This window comes from Bradyrhizobium sp. SZCCHNRI20481, assembly GCF_032485055.1.
Lineage (GTDB): Bacteria > Pseudomonadota > Alphaproteobacteria > Rhizobiales > Xanthobacteraceae > Bradyrhizobium.
In genome coordinates this window covers 49409-65959 of record NZ_JAUEUE010000001.1, presented here as the reverse complement: position 1 = coordinate 65959, position 16551 = coordinate 49409, and the positions used below count along the sequence as shown (strand labels likewise).

The 16551-nt window shown below is 65.8% G+C and carries 18 protein-coding genes; 10 read left to right on the top strand and 8 right to left on the bottom strand.

Annotated elements, in window-relative coordinates:
- The first annotated feature begins 244 nt into the window (after positions 1–244).
- The 3 genes from QX132_RS00370 to QX132_RS00360 are packed head-to-tail and all read left to right on the top strand — an operon-like array spanning position 245 to position 4796.
- Positions 245–1852 (top strand): carboxyl transferase domain-containing protein, encoded by a 1608-nt coding sequence (locus QX132_RS00370; protein WP_316159825.1) that lies wholly within the window; start codon positions 245–247, stop codon positions 1850–1852.
- Between the two features lie 2 nt (positions 1853–1854).
- Entirely contained in the window at positions 1855–3861 is a 2007-nt protein-coding gene (locus tag QX132_RS00365) for an acetyl/propionyl/methylcrotonyl-CoA carboxylase subunit alpha (RefSeq protein ID WP_316159824.1), read from the top strand.
- 23 nt (positions 3862–3884) lie between these two features.
- Positions 3885–4796, top strand: a complete 912-nt coding sequence (locus QX132_RS00360) for a hydroxymethylglutaryl-CoA lyase (RefSeq protein ID WP_316159823.1) — start codon at positions 3885–3887, stop codon at positions 4794–4796.
- Between the two features lie 94 nt (positions 4797–4890).
- On the opposite strand, the gene QX132_RS00355 is transcribed toward QX132_RS00360, so the two are convergent.
- From QX132_RS00355 to dctP, 3 genes are read right to left on the bottom strand one after another with little or no spacing between them, the layout of a single operon-like run.
- A complete protein-coding gene (locus QX132_RS00355; protein ID WP_315755523.1) occupies positions 4891–6249 on the bottom strand; it encodes a TRAP transporter large permease in 1359 nt (452 codons plus the stop codon).
- Positions 6246–6791, bottom strand: coding sequence for a TRAP transporter small permease (locus tag QX132_RS00350; protein ID WP_315737875.1), 546 nt, complete (start codon positions 6789–6791; stop codon positions 6246–6248). The genes QX132_RS00355 and QX132_RS00350 overlap by 4 nt, the downstream gene beginning before the upstream one ends.
- Positions 6792–6794: 3 nt before the next feature.
- Positions 6795–7817 (bottom strand): TRAP transporter substrate-binding protein DctP, encoded by a 1023-nt coding sequence (gene dctP, locus QX132_RS00345; RefSeq protein ID WP_315785311.1) that lies wholly within the window; start codon positions 7815–7817, stop codon positions 6795–6797.
- Positions 7818–8181: 364 nt separating this feature from the next.
- Here dctP and QX132_RS00340 point away from each other — a divergent pair, with 364 nt between their 5' ends.
- A complete protein-coding gene (locus QX132_RS00340) occupies positions 8182–8421 on the top strand; it encodes a pentapeptide MXKDX repeat protein (RefSeq protein ID WP_316159822.1) in 240 nt (79 codons plus the stop codon).
- Positions 8422–8540: 119 nt separating this feature from the next.
- On the opposite strand, the gene QX132_RS00335 is transcribed toward QX132_RS00340, so the two are convergent.
- On the bottom strand, positions 8541–8894 hold the full coding sequence (locus QX132_RS00335) for a DUF6481 family protein (RefSeq protein ID WP_315737878.1): 354 nt from the start codon (positions 8892–8894) through the stop codon (positions 8541–8543).
- Positions 8895–9216: 322 nt separating this feature from the next.
- On the opposite strand from QX132_RS00335, the gene QX132_RS00330 reads away from it, so the two are divergent.
- The 5 genes from QX132_RS00330 to QX132_RS00310 all read left to right on the top strand — a co-directional run bounded on the left by QX132_RS00330 (position 9217) and on the right by QX132_RS00310 (position 11585).
- Positions 9217–9465 (top strand): hypothetical protein, encoded by a 249-nt coding sequence (locus QX132_RS00330; protein WP_315755520.1) that lies wholly within the window; start codon positions 9217–9219, stop codon positions 9463–9465.
- Between the two features lie 58 nt (positions 9466–9523).
- Positions 9524–9649, top strand: coding sequence for a hypothetical protein (locus QX132_RS00325; RefSeq protein ID WP_316159821.1), 126 nt, complete (start codon positions 9524–9526; stop codon positions 9647–9649).
- 282 nt (positions 9650–9931) lie between these two features.
- Positions 9932–10807: a hypothetical protein gene (locus tag QX132_RS00320; RefSeq protein WP_315785316.1), complete on the top strand. Its 876-nt coding sequence runs from the start codon at positions 9932–9934 to the stop codon at positions 10805–10807.
- Positions 10808–10956: 149 nt separating this feature from the next.
- On the top strand, positions 10957–11343 hold the full coding sequence (locus tag QX132_RS00315) for an NUDIX hydrolase (protein WP_315712048.1): 387 nt from the start codon (positions 10957–10959) through the stop codon (positions 11341–11343).
- A 47-nt stretch (positions 11344–11390) separates the two neighbouring features.
- Complete coding sequence (locus QX132_RS00310; RefSeq protein ID WP_315797532.1) at positions 11391–11585, top strand: hypothetical protein; 195 nt, start codon at positions 11391–11393, stop codon at positions 11583–11585.
- A gap of 12 nt (positions 11586–11597) precedes the next feature.
- On the opposite strand, the gene QX132_RS00305 is transcribed toward QX132_RS00310, so the two are convergent.
- From QX132_RS00305 to QX132_RS00290, 4 genes are all read right to left on the bottom strand, one after another.
- Complete coding sequence (locus tag QX132_RS00305) at positions 11598–12026, bottom strand: group II truncated hemoglobin (RefSeq protein ID WP_315737881.1); 429 nt, start codon at positions 12024–12026, stop codon at positions 11598–11600.
- Positions 12027–12121: 95 nt separating this feature from the next.
- Entirely contained in the window at positions 12122–12535 is a 414-nt protein-coding gene (locus tag QX132_RS00300) for a response regulator (protein ID WP_315737882.1), read from the bottom strand.
- A 137-nt stretch (positions 12536–12672) separates the two neighbouring features.
- Positions 12673–13083 (bottom strand): hypothetical protein, encoded by a 411-nt coding sequence (locus QX132_RS00295; RefSeq protein ID WP_316159820.1) that lies wholly within the window; start codon positions 13081–13083, stop codon positions 12673–12675.
- Between the two features lie 159 nt (positions 13084–13242).
- Positions 13243–14718, bottom strand: a complete 1476-nt coding sequence (locus tag QX132_RS00290) for a short-chain fatty acyl-CoA regulator family protein (RefSeq protein WP_315811068.1) — start codon at positions 14716–14718, stop codon at positions 13243–13245.
- Between the two features lie 144 nt (positions 14719–14862).
- Between QX132_RS00290 and QX132_RS00285 the strand changes: the two genes are divergently transcribed.
- Positions 14863–16500: an isocitrate lyase gene (locus tag QX132_RS00285; protein WP_316159819.1), complete on the top strand. Its 1638-nt coding sequence runs from the start codon at positions 14863–14865 to the stop codon at positions 16498–16500.
- The last annotated feature ends 51 nt before the right edge of the window (positions 16501–16551 follow it).

Here is a 16551-nt window from a genome sequence, read left to right as displayed (position 1 = left end):
GGTCTCAAGCAAATGCTGCTCGCCCCGGACCCTACAACAATCCGCTTGAGAATAGAATTTAAAAACGTATGATCGTTTAATTCGAGAGGGACGGATGGCCGCAAACCGGGCCGCCGGCGGGCAGGGAGGACAGCATGCGGGCAAAGATGGTACACCCGGGCTCGCAGCGGCCTGGACGGCCGCGACCGCTCTGACGCGTGCTCCCACGGCTTCCCCCTCCAGCCTCGCAACGAAGACGCCGGTCATGACGCTTCATTCCACGATCGATCCATCGTCCTCCGATTTCGCCCGTAATGCCGACGCCATGCGCGCGCTGGTCGCCGACCTCAGGATGAAGCTGGCGCAGGTCGCCGAGGGCGGCGGCGAAGCCTCACGCAACCGGCACCTGTCGCGCGGCAAGATGCTGGCGCGCCAGCGCGTCGACCTGCTGCTCGACCCCGGAACGGCGTTCCTCGAACTGTCGCCATTGGCCGCACATGGGCTCTATGGCGGCGACGTCCACTCGGCCAGCATCGTCACCGGCATCGGCCGCATTGCCGGCCGCGAATGCGTCGTCGTCGCCAACGACGCCACCATCAAGGGCGGCACCTACTACCCGATGACGGTGAAGAAGCATCTGCGTGCCCAGGACATCGCCCGGCAGAACAATCTGCCCTGCGTCTACATGGTCGACTCGGGTGGCGCGTTCCTGCCGCTGCAGGATGAGATCTTCCCCGACGAGCGGCATTTCGGCCGCATCTTCTACAACCAGGCGCAGATGTCGGCGGCCGGCATTCCGCAGATCGCGATCGTGATGGGCTCGTGCACGGCGGGCGGCGCCTATGTGCCGGCGATGTCGGACGAGAGCATCATCGTGCGCAACCAGGGCACAATTTTTCTGGGCGGCCCGCCGCTGGTGAAGGCGGCAACCGGCGAGGTGGTCAGCGCCGAGGAGCTGGGCGGCGCCGACGTGCATTCGCGGCAGTCGGGCGTCACCGACCACTATGCGCAGAACGACGCGCACGCGATCGGCATCGCACGGCGCATCGTCGGCACGCTGAAGCCGCCGGGCGCACGCAGCGCGCTGAACATGCGCGAGGTGCGCGAGCCGCGCTATGCGGCGGAAGAGATCTACGGCGTCGTGCCGGTCGACGGCCGCAAGCCGTTCGACGTGCGCGACATCATCGCGCGGGTGGTCGACGGCTCGGAGTTCGACGAGTTCAAGAAGCTCTACGGCCAGACGCTGGTGTGCGGCTTCGCGCATATCTGGGGCCATCCGGTCGGCATCATCGCCAACAACGGCATCCTGTTCAGCGAGAGCTCGCTGAAGGGGGCGCACTTCATCGAGCTGTGCTGCCAGCGCAACATCCCGCTGGTGTTCCTGCAGAACATCACCGGCTTCATGGTCGGCAAGAAATACGAGGCCGGGGGCATCGCACGCGACGGCGCCAAGCTGGTCACGGCGGTCGCGACCGCGTCGGTTCCCAAGTTCACCGTGGTGATCGGCGGCTCCTACGGCGCCGGCAATTACGGCATGTGCGGCCGCGCCTATGCGCCGCGTTTCCTCTGGATGTGGCCGAACGCGCGCATCTCGGTGATGGGCGGCGAGCAGGCCGCGATGGTGCTGAGCCAGGTCCGCCGCGATGGCATCGAGGCCAAGGGCGAGAGCTGGCCCACGGAGGAGGAAGAGAAATTCCGTAGCCCCATCCGTGCGCAATACGAGGCCCAGGGCAATCCCTACTACGCGACGGCGCGGCTGTGGGACGACGGCGTGATCGATCCCGCCGATACCCGCCTCGTGCTCGGGCTCGGATTGTCTGCCGCCGCCAATGGCCCGGTCGAGCCGACCAGGTTCGGCCTGTTCAGGATGTGATCATGGTTCGTCCCGGATTGTATCGCCGTTTCCGCAAGCTCCTGATCGCCAACCGCGGCGAGATCGCCGTGCGCGTCATCCGCACGGCGCGCGCGATGGGGTTGAAGACCGTCGCCGTCTATTCGGAGGCCGACCGCAACGCGCTGCATGTCGCGCTCGCCGACGAAGCCGTGCTGCTCGGCCCCGCGCGTGCCCGCGATTCCTATCTCAACATCGAGCGCTTGATCGAGGCTGCAAGGCAGACAGGCGCCGAGGCGGTTCATCCCGGCTATGGCTTCCTGTCCGAGAGCGCCGAATTCGCGCAGACCTGTCTCGACGCGGGCCTGGTGTTCGTCGGGCCGACGGCCGCGATGATCACCGCGATGGGCTCCAAGTCCGGCTCCAAATTCCTGATGGAGCAGGCCGGCGTGCCGCTGGTGCCCGGCTATCACGGCGAGGCGCAGGACGAGGCGACGCTCGCCAATGAAGCCGCGCGGATCGGCTTTCCCGTTCTGATCAAGGCCTCCGCCGGTGGCGGCGGCCGCGGCATGCGCGTGGTCAATGCAGCCGGCGATCTCGCTGATGCCGTCACCAGCGCCAAGCGCGAGGCCAAGGCGGCGTTTGGCGACGACCGTGTGCTGATCGAGAAATTCGTCCAGAACCCGCGCCACATCGAGGTGCAGATCATCGGCGACAGCCACGGCAATCTGGTGTCGCTGTTCGAGCGCGAATGCACCCTGCAGCGTCGGCATCAGAAGGTGATCGAGGAGGCGCCGTCGCCGACGCTGACGCCGGAGCAGCGGGAGACGGTTTGCGCGGCGGCGAGGCGCGCGGCGGGCGCGGTGAACTATGTCGGCGCCGGCACCATCGAGTTCGTCTCCGACGGCCGCGACGTGTTCTTCATCGAGATGAATACACGCCTGCAGGTCGAGCATCCCGTCACCGAGTTGATCACCGGCGTCGATCTCGTCGAATGGCAGTTGCGCGTCGCCTTCGGCGAAGAGCTGCCGCTGACGCAGGACCAGATCCGGTTGCATGGTCATGCCATTGAGGCCCGCGTCTACGCGGAAAATCCCGCCAAGAACTTCATGCCCTCAGTCGGCACGATCAAGACCTGGCGGCTTCCTGCTGAAACCGGCGGCCTGCGCATCGATGCCGGCTATCGCGAGGGCGATGCGGTCTCGCCCTATTACGACGCGATGCTCGCCAAGATGATTGCCTGGGCGCCGACCCGCGAGGTCGCGATCGAGCGGCTCAACCGCGGCCTGGAGGACACCGACGTCCGCGGCATCGTCAGCAACATCCCGTTCCTGTCGGCGCTGCTGACGCATCCCGACGTCGTGGCGAACGCGATCGACACCGGTTTCATCGAGCGCCATCTAACGCATCTAACCCAATCAGGGGCGGTGGCCGGCGATGTCGAGCTCTGTGCCGCCGTCGCGGCCATTCTCATCGACGAGCAGACCGTGGCCGTGAAGGAGCAGGGATCGCCGTGGCGCGCATCCGGTTGGATGCCGGTGGGACTGCGGCAGCGCATGTTCTCGTTCCGCCAGGGTGCCGCAGCGGAGTCGCGGACGGTGACGCTGGCCTATGGTCCGGGCGTGCAGCGCCTGTCGATCGAGGGCCGTGAGACCTCGTTCTCGGCACTTCCGACCGACGACGGCGGCTTCGACCTTGTGCGCGACGGCGTCAAATCCCATGTGGTGGCCGTCATCGAGGGCCACGAACTGTACCTGCGAACCCGCAACGGCCGTTTCGATCTGCATTGGATCGATCCGTTCGGCGGTGACGACGAGGAGCAGGCCGGCGAGGACAAGATCGTGGCGCCGTTGCCGGGGACCGTGGTGGCGCTGCTCGCGCAGGAAGGTGCGGTCCTGGAGAAGGGCGCGGCGATCCTGACGCTCGAAGTCATGAAGATGGAGCAGACCCTGCGGGCGCCGTTCGCAGGCCGGCTCAAGGCGATCAAGTGCAAGGTCGGCGACATCGTGCAGGAAGGCGTCGAACTGGCGGACCTCGAACCGTCCGCCTGATCCTCGAACCCGAAGAGGTCGGTATGAGCGAAAGCGTGCGCATCATCGAAATGGGCCCGCGGGACGGCCTGCAGAACGAGAAGATGCCGATCAGCGTGGCCGATCGCATCGCCTTTGTCCGTGCGCTGGTGGACGCAGGGCTGACCACGGTCGAGGTCGGCGCCTTCGTCTCGCCCAAGGCAATCCCGCAGATGGTGGGATCGGACGAGGTGATGCGCAGCGTCGCCGCGTTGCCCGGCGAATTCCACGTGCTGGTGCCGAACGTGAAGGGCTATGAGGCGGCGCGCGCCGCGGGCGCCAAGGTGATCTCGGTCTTCACCGCGGCCTCCCAGAGCTTCTCCCGCGCCAACATCAATTGCTCGATCGAAGAGTCGCTGGAGCGCTTCAAGCCGGTGATCGCCCACGCCAAGGCCGACGGCATCCGGGTGCGCGGCTACGTCTCCTGCGCGCTGGGTTGCCCCTATGAAGGCGAGATCAGGCCGCAGGCCGTCGCCGATGTCGCGAAGGCGCTGTGGGACCTCGGCTGCTACGAGATATCGCTGGGCGATACGATCGGCGTCGGCACGCCGCTCAAGGCCAGGCAGATGCTGCGCGCTGTCTGCGACGACGTGCCGGTGACGCATCTGGCGATGCATTTCCACGACACCTACGGCCAGGCGCTGGCCAATCTCTATGCGGGCATGGAGGAGGGCGTCCGCGTCATCGATGCCGCGGCCGGCGGCCTCGGCGGCTGCCCATTCGCGCCGGGCGCGACCGGCAACGTCGCGACCGAGGACGTCGTCTACATGCTCGAAGGCATGGGCATCCGCACCGGCGTCGACATGACGAAACTGCTGGCCGCCACCAACGAAATCAGCCGGCTGCTCGGCCGGCCACCGGTCAGCCGTGTTGCAGCGGCACTGAATGCGAAGAACAGGCGAGCAGCGAATGGCTGAAGGGACGAACAGCGAGTAGGGAATAGCGAATCGGGGAAAGGCAGAATCGCCGTATTCCCTATTCGCCACTCCCTATTCGCCATTCGCCGCCGCGTCAGCGGCTCAGATCCGGCCCCATCACGAGATCCGGCAGCGCCGTCGAGATCTGCGGCACGAAGCAGAGCAGCAGCACGGCGGCCATCATCAGCAGCACGAACGGCAGCGTGCCCCAGATCACCTCCCGCAGCGGGATGTCCGGCGCGACGTTTCTGATGACGAAGATGTTGAGACCCACCGGTGGATGGATCAGGCCCATCTCCATGACGATCGTCATCACCACGCCGAACCAGATGATGTCGAAGTTCGCCGCGCGCAGCGGCGGCAGGATGATCGGCGCCGTCATCAGGATGATCGACACCGGCGGCAGGAAGAAGCCGAGCACGACCACCATCAGCAGGATCGCGGCGAGCAGCTCCCAGCGCGGCAGATGCATCGCGACGATGTATTCCGCCACCGACTGCGAGATGTGCAGGTAGCTCATCACGTAGGAGTACAAGAGCGACATGCCGATGATCAGCATCAGCATGGTCGACTCGCGCAGCGTCGCCTTCATGATCGGCGCGAGGTCGGTCGGGCTCCAGACTCGGTAGATGATCGCAATCAGCACCAGCGCCAGGATGCCGCCGAGACCTGCCGTCTCCGACGGCGTGGCCAGCCCGCCATAGAGCGCAACCATGACGCCGGTCAGCAGCAGCACGAACGGGATCACGCGGGGCAGCACGGAGAAGCGCTGCGCCATCGTGTATTCGTCCTTGATCAGGATGTCCGACCAGGTGCCCGACTTCTCATAGACCGTTTTTGCGCGCGCGTATTCCTGGCGGAAGCGCACGACGGCATAGACGCCGAACAGTGTGACCAGCAGCAATCCGGGGCCGATGCCGGCCAGGAACAGCCGTCCCAGCGATTTCTCCGCGGCGATCGCGAACAGGATCATCGTGATCGACGGCGGCAGCAGGATGCCGAGCGTGCCGCCGGCGGCGATGATGCCGGCTGCGAAGCCGCCGGAATAGCCGCGCTTGCGCATCTCGGGAATGCCGGCCGAGCCGATCGCCGAGCAGGTCGCGGGCGACGATCCGGCCATCGCCGCGAACAGCGCGCAAGCGAACACGTTGGCGACGCCCAATCCGCCGGGCACGCGATGCAGCCAGGCATGCAGCGCAGAATAGAGATCCTGTCCGGCGCGGGAACGGCCGATCGCGGCACCCTTGAGGATGAACAGCGGGATCGACAGCAGCGTGATCGACGCCATCTCCTCGTAGACGTTCTGCGTGACGGTATCGAGCGACGCGGCCGGCATGTAGATGGCCATGAATACGACGGCGACGGCGCCGAGCGCGAACGCGATCGGCATGCCCGCGAACATCGCAAACAGGGTCGAGAGTCCGTAGGCAACCCCAATTCCGAACACGCTCATCGACGCGCTCCGGTCAGCGGGGCCACGATCTGCAGCAGCATCTGCAGGCACAGCAGGGTCATCCCGGCGGCCATCAGGCCGTAAGGAATCGCCAGCGGCGGCGACCACATCGAATTCGAGACCTGGCCATCGACCCAGGCCTCATGTGTCAGGGTCCAGGATTTCCAGGTGAAGAAGGCACAAAACAAGAAGCTCGCGACGTCGACCAGCCAGAGCCTGATCTTGTTGGCGAGCGGCGACATCAGCCCAACGAAGGCTTCGATGCTGACGTGGCCGCGATGCTCCTGCACATAGGCCGCAGTCATGAAGGTGGCGCCGACGAGCAAGAACACGGCGGCTTCGTCCTGCCAGTAGTTGGCGGCCTTGAACAGTGCACGGCCCGCCACGCTGTAGCTCAGGATGACGCAGGCCGCGACCAGTGCGAACGCGGCCAGAACGACGATGATGCGATTGAGCAGCGAGACAACACGCTGGAGCGGCGCCAGCGGTCCGCTGGCGCCGATGGCTGTCGTGGCCTCGGTATCGATAACGGGCGCGTGCATCAATCAGGCCGCGACGTCGGAGGCGAGCTTGAGGAGCTTGGCGCAGTTCGCAGACTTGCCGCCATAGTCCTTCCAGGCCGTGTCACGGGCAATGTCGCGCCATTTGTTGACGGTCCCGACATCGAGTTCCACAACCTTGGCGCCCGCCTTTTCGTAGACTTTTGCAACTTCGATGTCGTCGTCCTGCGCGCCCTTGCGCCCGAACGCCTCCATCTCCGCGCCAACCGCGAGGAGGATGTCCTGCTGGTTCTTCGGCAGCTTGTCGAACGAGGCCTTGGACATCATTAGCGGCTCGAGCATGAACCAGTACGACGCCTTGGCTCCGGAGGTGAGGGCCTTCGACACCTCTTCCAGGCGGAACGAGATCAGGCTGGTCGACGAGGTGATGCCGGCATCGCAGGCACCGGTCTGCATCGCGGTGTAGATTTCGTTCGATGGAACCGACAGCACCGAGGCGCCGGCGGTCTGCAGCACCATGTCCATCTCGCGCGAGCCGCCGCGCACCTTCATGCCCTTGGCATCGTCGGGTGTCACCAGCGGCCGCGATCGGCTGGCGACTCCGCCCGCCTGCCAGACCCAGGTCAGCAGGATGATGCCCTTGTCGGCCAGGAAATCGCTCAGCGTCTTGCCGACCGGCTCGTTCTTCCAGCGCATGCCCTGGTCGTAGGTCGTAACGAGCCCGGGCATCAGCGCGATGTTGGTCTCGGGAACTTCGCCGCCGGCATAGGGCATCGGATAGAGACTGATGTCGAGCGCGCCCTTCCGCATGGCGGAGAACTGCGCGACGGTCTTGATGAGCGAGGAGTTCGGATAGATCTCGGTCGCGATCTCGCCGCCGGAGCGCTTCGCAACCTCCTCCGAGAACACCCGGCAGAGCCGGTCGCGGAAATCGCCCTTGTCGATGGTGCCGCCGGGAAACTGGTGGGAGATCTTCAGCGTCGTTGCCGCGTGGGCCGTACCGGTTCCAAAACGCAGAATGGCCGGCGCAGCGAGCGCGGATGCGATGACATGACGGCGTGATAGCATGAGATTTCCCCTGGACAACTTCTGGTTGGGTTCCCGACCCCGGTTCGTTGGCGTGACTTATACCAGCCAATTTGCCGGACTTACCTCTAGCCGAACTAGACAGTTCGTTCGAGGCCAAATGCATGGGAAGCGACATATTGCTGCGGCGCACGTGCCGGCCTGTGAATCCCTTGCGCGGGTTGTACTAACATGGCTTTGCCGGGCAAAATTGTGTCGTTGATCCCAGAAGAGGGCGCATTCGAGTCAAATTTGATCGAACAATGATTCTCGTCCGCGCTCGTAACAATCACCTTCATCGGAACGTCGATGTCCAAGAACGGCGCGTCCGTCGCCGTCGAACCCGTCATACGAAGGAGCGATCATCATGACCAATCGTAGCCGCCTCATCCTCGGAATCTCCGCTGCCGCACTCGCGTTCAACGTGGCCGTCGCGCCGGCGGCATTCGCGGAGGACAAGATGAGCAAGGACGATGGGATGAAAAAGGGCGCGATGTCTCACGACGGCATGAAGAAGGACTCGATGGCGAAGGACGCCATGAAGAAGGACGATGCCACGTCCAAGGACGGGATGAAGAAGGACGACGGCATGATGAAGAAGAACTGACGCGTTTCGCACGTCATCGTGCGATGGGACGACCGTATCAGTCCCATCGCCGATGAATGAGGAATCGCAGCGATGCCGGCTGCGACGACACGCAGGTCTCGTGGTGGCAGCGTCGCTGCTTACTTCTTCTTTCCACGGGCCTTGCGCGCGGCGTAGCGCGCATCGCGCTTCGCCTTCTGCTCGGCTTCCATCTCGGCCAGGCGGGCGGCTTGTTCTTCCGCCTCGCGCGCAAGCCGGGCACTCTCGGCGGCCTTGGCCTCTTCCTCGAGACGCTTCTGCTCGGCCTTGGCGGCCTCGCGCTCCAATCGCTGCTGCTCGCGGCGCGCGGCGGCGGCTTCGCGCTCCTGCCGTCGCTTCACGACTTCGGGATCGTCCGGTCCCGGCTGCGATTTGAACTTCTGCACGATGCTCTGGCGGGCCTGCTGTGCGGCCTTCTGCCGATCGGCAAATCCAGGTTCCTTGAATCCTCTCATGGAGACGTCGTCACTTCGCTAGTTGGGTGTTCGGTCAGGGTGTGGTCGGTCAGGGGCTGCACGCGCCGCCAGGCAATTCTTCCACGATGTCGTGAACACGAGCGGAGGCCGACGCGAGCCCGTGTGTATAGGATCGCATGCGTCGATGACAAATGCTTTATCGCCGCTCCTCCACATCCGACCTGCCCGGCGCTTGCATGGCGTTCGCCGGAGGCTATGTAAGCAGCCCCGTCGCTGACGCAGGTCGGCGGGCTGTGAGTCGCTTCACGCCTCGCGGCACCAGCGCACCGCCCGGGTGCGCCATCCAACGGAGTTGACCGGCATGACCTCTGTTCGCCGTGGGCGCATGGCGCTCGGCCTCGCGCTCGTCGCTCTCGTGGTCAGCGCATGCGTGATGACCGCGGTCCTCGCCCGCCCGAGGCCCGTTTCGGCCGGTGTGCTGGGTTCCGAATGGGAATGCGGGCAGCTGTTCTGGGTGACGAGCTGCACGCGGATCGAGTCGATCTCGCCGGCATCGCGCCAGCAGCAGCAGCAACCGCACGGTGAAGCCGCTGGCCTGCGGGCCGCCTAGGGCACCGATGAGTACGCGGGGGCCGGATAACGGGCGACGCGGCGCCGTGGTGGGACTCATGTTCGCGGCGGTCGTGGTGGCCTTCGGCTTGTGGTTGGCCCGCAGCCTGACCTCCGCAAGCCGGATGCAGGATTGTCTGATGTCGGGACGAACCAACTGCAACGTGATCGTGCCCGACCGGTGACCGCCGATCAGCTCGAACCGGATCGGCAAGACCGCGCAAGCGAGGTTGCACGATCGGAGCGGCGAATCAGGCTGCGTCTCGGCTAACCTGAGGGCAGCAGGTTGACGGCAGCAGGTTGACTTGGCCGCAAAATAGTCGGGATTTTACCCGTTTGTCGCGCAAATTATGGTGTGTCCGGACCGTACACGCGGAAGCCGGCGAGCCGGAGTCATCAGTCCGCATCGCACCCCGCCCTGTGCGGCAACCAACGCAGACGGCGGGCGATCAAAGGGGTAGGGGAGAATGACGTTGTCCAACCAGAGCACACGGTGGCTGCCCGCGATCGCAATCCTGACCGCGGTCGCGATCCCCGCCCAAGCCGGGGCGCAAACCCAGGACCAGGCTGGTCCTGGCGCCGGGCATTCGCCCCAGGCCCGCTCGCCGGGTGTCATCCGCCAAGCGCCAGCCCAGGGTGGGCAACCGGGCGGCCAGCCCCATGTCCCGATTCCGCGGCAAGCCGGCCCCATGGCCGGCCAGCCGCAGGGAGCACAGCCGGCCGCACCGCCGCGGGCTGCCGTTGCCCCCCAGGGACGTCCGCCGGGAGCCAGCCATGGCTACGCCGCAGGCCCGGGTCCGGCGGCGATCGGGCGGGGACCGGATGCGCGCTATGCGCACGGCCGGGTCGCCGTGCGCGACTATGGTGGGCAGTCTTATCGCGGCCGGGTCGGCTGGGAGGGTGGCCGATGGCGGCACGAGGTTCACAACGGCCGTCCCGGCTGGTGGTGGGACGTCGGTGGCGTCTGGTACTATTATCCGGAGCCCATGGAAGGACCGCCGACCTACGTGTCGGAGGACTATGCTGACGATGTGGTCTATGCACCGTCGGCGGCCTACGAGGAGCCCCCGCCGGTCGCCTACGAACCGGCGCCGCCGCCTCCGGCCGAAGTCGATCCGGGCGCCAGCGCGCTCGGGGGCGCGATCATCGGCGGGGTGCTCGGCGGCATCCTCACCGGCAAGGCGGGCGGTGCCGCGGCGGGCGCCGTGCTCGGTGGTGCCACCGGCGCTATCGCCGGCGCAACGGCTGCGGCGCGACCGGGCTATTATCTGTCGCAGGGCAATTGCTACTATCGCTATCCGTCGGGAGAGTATGTCGCGGTCGATCCGCGCTCCTGCTACTGAGCCACTGCTGACGGGGCGGAGCGCTGCGGTTGAGCCTGCTCGGCGGACGCGCGGGTCCTGGCCGAATCTCCGCAAAGCTCCGGAGCAGGAGTGGGAGCGAATCTTGATAGACTCCACTTCATTGTTCGAGAGGTGAGAGCTTCGGGGCCATGACCAAGGCGTCCAAGCTGGTTGCCGCCAAGGGCGGAAGGGTTCTCCTGGTCCGACGCCGGGCCGACGGACGCTGGATGTTTCCGGGCGGCCGCAAACGCGCGCAGGAAACGGCGAAGGATTGCCTGAAGCGCGAGATCAAGGAGGAGCTTCCGAAGCTCAAGCTCGGCCGCCTGCGGCTGTGGAAGGAAGTCACCGCCAAGAATAAGCGGTCGGGCCGCAAGATGAGCGACGCCATCTTCATCGCCAAGCATGCCAAAGGGCGCCTGGAGATCGGAGACAAGAAGGAGATCGACCGCGCGGTGTGGCAGAAGCCCTACGGACTCAGCCTGACGCCGACGTCGCGCTACATCCGCGACCAGCTGTTTCCACGAAAGTCGGACTGAACCATCGTATGCTGGGAACATCCCGGCCGCTTGGGCGTTATCTGCCCATGCCTTACGATAGCACAGACAGACAGCCTCGCGTCCTCACGCCGGAAGAGCGTCGGGCGCGTGACGCCACCCGCAGGGCTGATGCCGAGCAAGCCATGCGCGATCACGAGGCGGCCCAGCGGGCCTTTTACGCCAACCGCGAGCGGCTCAGGGCCGAGCGTCTGGCGCGGGAGGCCGCCGCCAAGTCGGACTGATGGGAGTTCCAGTCAGCTCGCCTGGCGGCTCCGGAATGCGTTCGCCATCCGCAGGAATGCTTGATCAAGCAGTGCATACATGTCGCCGGTGATGTCGCAATCGAACATCGCGCGGCGCATGCATGTCATCCACTCGTCGCGCTCTGCATCGCCGATCGGATACGGACGGTGGGCCGACATGATGCAGCGATGCTCGGCCCGCTCGAAATAGAGCGCCGGCCCGCCGAGCCATCCGCTGAGAAATTCGAACAGCAACTGCTTGATCGGACCAAGATCGGCGTCGTGCATCGCCCGGATGCGGCTGGCGCCGGGCTCTTGGTCCATGATGGTGTAAAAGCGCTCCGCCAGACGGCGCACGCCAGCCTCGCCGCCCACGAGCTCATAGGGCGTCGCTTCGATCACAACTGCTTCTGCTTCGTTGGCTGAATTCGCTGCCGTCATCGCATCTCGTTTCCGCTCGTCCCTCTGCAGCCAACAAGCGGCAGAGGTATGGCGCCTTGATCTGGATCAAGCGGGAAAACGAGCGAGCGTTCGGGCTAGCGAATGCTCGCTTTGACGCGGCGCTGCCGGTCGGTGTCGGCAGCGATCTGGCGCAGCGTCTGGCGGAGCAAAGCGAGGTCGACCGGCTTGGAGAACGGCGGATAGACGTTGAGGCCGAGGATCTTGCCGGCGCGGACCGTGACGTCCCGGGTCTGATCGTCGGAGCCGCTGATGATCAGCACCGGCGTGCGGGATTTGATGTCCGCCAACAGCTGCAACACCTCCGTGCCGGAGCGCTCGCCCAGATTCAGGTCGAGCGTGATGCATTCGAAGCTGCGCCGGCGCAGCACGTTCATCGCGCCGTCGACCGAGTTCACGCCGGTCGTCGCAAAGCCCGCCTGCACGGCGATCTTGCGCAGGATCGACAGATGAACGTCGGCATCTTCGATCACGAGAAGTTCGTTGAGCATGGTCCCCGCGCGGCTGTGTGTCGGCTTCTGATGGACCGGCGGAGCTTAAGAGGGGGTTTCTGATTTCCTCGTAAACATCCAGTCCCGTAGAACAACGGGAGGATCAGCTGCACGCTATCCACCATTGCCGGCGCGGCTCAGAACGGCCGCCGGCCCGGCATCGCGTTGGAGGAGCCCGGCAGATTGGTCGTCGGCGCCGAAGCGGGCGGTGGCGAGCGGCCGCTCGATTGGCGCCAGTGCTGGACGTGCAGGAGGATCCCGGCCACCAACAGCGGCGCGACGGCGGCCACCGCCAGCAGCGGCGACAGCGGCTTGGGGGTGATCATCTCCATCGTCATCTCGCAGACCATCCAGATAGCTGCGGACGCCAGCACGAAGTCGCGGGAGGGGATGCGAAGCCAGTACAGGAAGCCGGTGATGATCGCGGCCGGCGCAATGATCGGGCCGATCATGTAGAAGTTCAGCTCGGGCGGCGTCATGGCGTCGAGGACCATCGATGCCAGCAGCCACAGACTGAGGAACATCACAGCGCCGTCGACGTATCTCATGGCCAATCTCCGCCGCGACATTTTGGCGCAATCTTTGTCCGGTTTATGGCTGTTCCGTCAAGGGCCATGGCGTCCCAGCCGATTTGCAGCCCGTTTTGGCGGATTTTCGCCCGCCATCCCGGCCGCCGACCAGCTCCTTGTTCCATTGCCGGCCCATGCTCAATCCGCCGAGAAGCCGAACGGAACCGACGACGTCCGGAAATCGTCCGGCAGGATCTCGCGCCCGATCGGCGGCGCCGAGCGCGCCGCGCATTTCGGGCGGTGGCAGACCCGGCAGGCGACGCCGATCGGGGTCGGCTCGTTGGCATCAGGCCCGTGGCCGTCGCGGGTGTAGATCAGCTGGCCCGCATGCTCGGCGGCGCAGCCGACCGCAATCGCCCGCTCGACGCGGACGGCGCCGTAGGAGCCGCCGCCGGCGGTCACGGTGCGCGCGATCGAGAAGAAGCGGCGGCCGTCCGGCAGCTCCAGCCATTGCGTCACGATCTGGCGCGGCGTCTTGAAGATGCCGTGCACCGACCAGAGCGGGCAGGCGCCGCCGTGGCGCGCGAACGGGAAGCCGGCGCCGTCGAGCAGTTTTGAGACGTTGCCGGCGGGATCGACGCGGATCAGGAAGAACGGAATCCGCTCGGCGCCCGGCTTCTGCAGGGTCGTGACGCGATGCGCCGTCTGTTCGAAGCTGGTGCCGAACTGGCGCGCCAGCGCCTCGAGATCATAGGCCCGCGCATCGACGGCCTTCGCGAAGATCGAATAGGGCATGATGATCGCAGCCGCCGCGTAGGCCGCGAGCGCGCGCCGCGCCAAGAGCTCGGCGGTCTTGCTGGCGAACTTGCCGTCCTCCAGGGCTGCGCCGATCTCGGTATCGAGCTCGAGATAAGCGAGCTGCCGGGCGAGCTCGAATTTGAGGCTCGCGCTGTCCAGCGAGTCCTCGATCAGCAATTGCCGCCGGTGCAGATCGAGCCGCCGCAGCGAGCCGAGCATGACGTTCGGCGGCATGTAGCGGACCTGGAGATTGTGCCGCGCGCGAAAGCGCTCGATGAAGCCGGCCGGCCCCGCCGAGACCTGCGGGGACCCGGTCGGCGGCCCCTGGAAAATCGCCTGCGCCAGCCGCTCGGCGGCATCGTCGAGCTGGGCAAAGTTGTTGCGGCGGGCGGCCAGGAAGCGGCGGACGTCGGCAACGGGATCGTTGGCGTCGAAACCGTCGTTGCCCGGCCGCGGCGCAGTGCCGGCCAGCGCCGGCGCGCGCTGCTCGGCCAGCGCGAGCTGCTCCTCGCGATACGCCGTGTAGAGGCGCAGGAAGGCTTCGGTCATGCCGGGATAGCTGACCGCGAGGTCGGAAATCTCCAGCGCGGGGATGTCGATGTCGGAGAACATCGGGTCCTTCAGGACCGACTGCATCCGCGCGGTGTGATCGGCGCCGCCGTCGCCGGCCAGATCGGCCAGGTCGATCTTGTAGGTCCGCGCCAGCCGCAGCAGCATGTCGGCCGTCACCGGCCTCTGGTTCCGCTCCAAAAGCGCCACGTAAGGCGCTGAGATTTCGAGGTCGGCGGCCATATCGGCCTGGGTCAGGCCGAGCTCGCGCCGCAGGCGGCGCAGGCGCGGGCCCATGAAGATCGATCGTGCCGTGGCGGTGGTCATGGCCAAATCCCGGTCTTGTAATCTCCTTACAGCTATACACGAGATGTTTGTAAAGTGTGACAAGTTTTCCGCGCAATGTCTGGTCCGCCGTCCCAGCGTGCTTACAACAGATCCCAGGTTGTCTTCACCGAAGGGATCACGGACATGAACTTCCAACCGCGTGGACTTCACGATCAGGCCCTCCAGGGCCCCGCGTCCTACCAGGCCGAAGTCGAGGCGGCGCGTGCGCTGCTCGAGACCCAGCCGACCTGGAACGGCGTCACCGCCGAGGCCGTGGCGCGCATGCGCCTGCAGAACCGCTTCAAGACCGGCCTCGACGTCGCCCGCTACACCGCCGCGGTGATGCGCGCCGACATGGCCGCCTATGATGAGGACAGCACCAAGTACACCCAGTCGCTGGGCTGCTGGCACGGCTTCATCGCGCAGCAGAAGCTGATCTCGATCAAGAAGCATTTCGGCAAGACCGACCGCCGCTACCTCTATCTCTCGGGCTGGATGATCGCGGCGCTGCGCTCCGAGTTCGGCCCGCTGCCGGACCAGTCGATGCACGAGAAGACCTCGGTGCCCGCGCTGATCGAGGAGCTCTACACCTTCCTGCGCCAGGCCGACTCGCGCGAGCTCAACGATCTGTTCCGCACGCTCGACGCGGCCCGCAAGGGCGGCGACAAGGCGAAGGAGACGGAGATCATCGCCAAGATCGACGGCTTCCAGACCCACGTCGTCCCTGTCATCGCCGACATCGACGCCGGCTTCGGCAATGCGGAAGCGACCTATCTGCTCGCCAAGAAGATGATCGAGGCGGGCGCCTGCGCGCTGCAGATCGAGAACCAGGTTTCCGACGAGAAGCAGTGCGGCCATCAGGACGGCAAGGTCACCGTGCCGCATGACGTCTTCCTGGCCAAGATCCGCGCCTGCCGCCACGCTTTCCTGGAGCTCGGCGTCGAGGACGGCATCATCGTCACCCGCACCGACTCGCTCGGCGCCGGCCTGACGCAGCAGATCGCCTTCAGCAGCCAGCCCGGCGATCTCGGCGACCAGTACAACAGCTTCCTCGACTGCGAGGAGGTGACGCCCGAGAACGCCCGCAACGGCGACGTCATCATCAACCGCGACGGCAAGATGCTGCGGCCGAAGCGGCTGCCCTCCAACCTCTACCAGTTCCGTCCCGGCACCGGTGAGGACCGCTGCGTGCTCGACTGCATCACCTCGCTGCAGAACGGCGCCGACCTCTTGTGGATCGAGACCGAGAAGCCGCATATCGAGCAGATCGCCAAGATGGTCGACCGCATCCGCAAGGTGATCCCGAACGCCAAGCTCGCCTACAACAACTCGCCGTCGTTCAACTGGACCCTCAACTTCCGTTGGCAGGTCTATGACGCGATGAAGGAGGCGGGCCAGGACGTCAGCAAGTACAACCGCGCCGAGCTGATGAAGGCGGAGTACGACGACACCCCGCTGGCGAAGGAAGCCGACGAGCGCATCCGCACCTTCCAGGCGGACTCGGCCAAGCGCGCCGGCATCTTCCATCACCTGATCACGCTGCCGACCTACCACACGGCCGCGCTCTCGACCGACAACCTCGCCCGCGAGTACTTTGGCGAGCAGGGCATGCTGGGCTACGTCAAGAACGTCCAGCGCGCCGAGATCCGCCAGGGCATCGCCTGCGTCAAGCACCAGAACATGGCCGGCTCCGACATCGGCGACGACCACAAGGAATATTTCGCCGGCGACAAGGCCCTGAAGGCCGGCGGCGCGCACAACACGATGAACCAGTTCGGCTGATACAGTCCTGCTGAATTGTTGAACTAACACGACCCGTCTGGAGCGGCACCG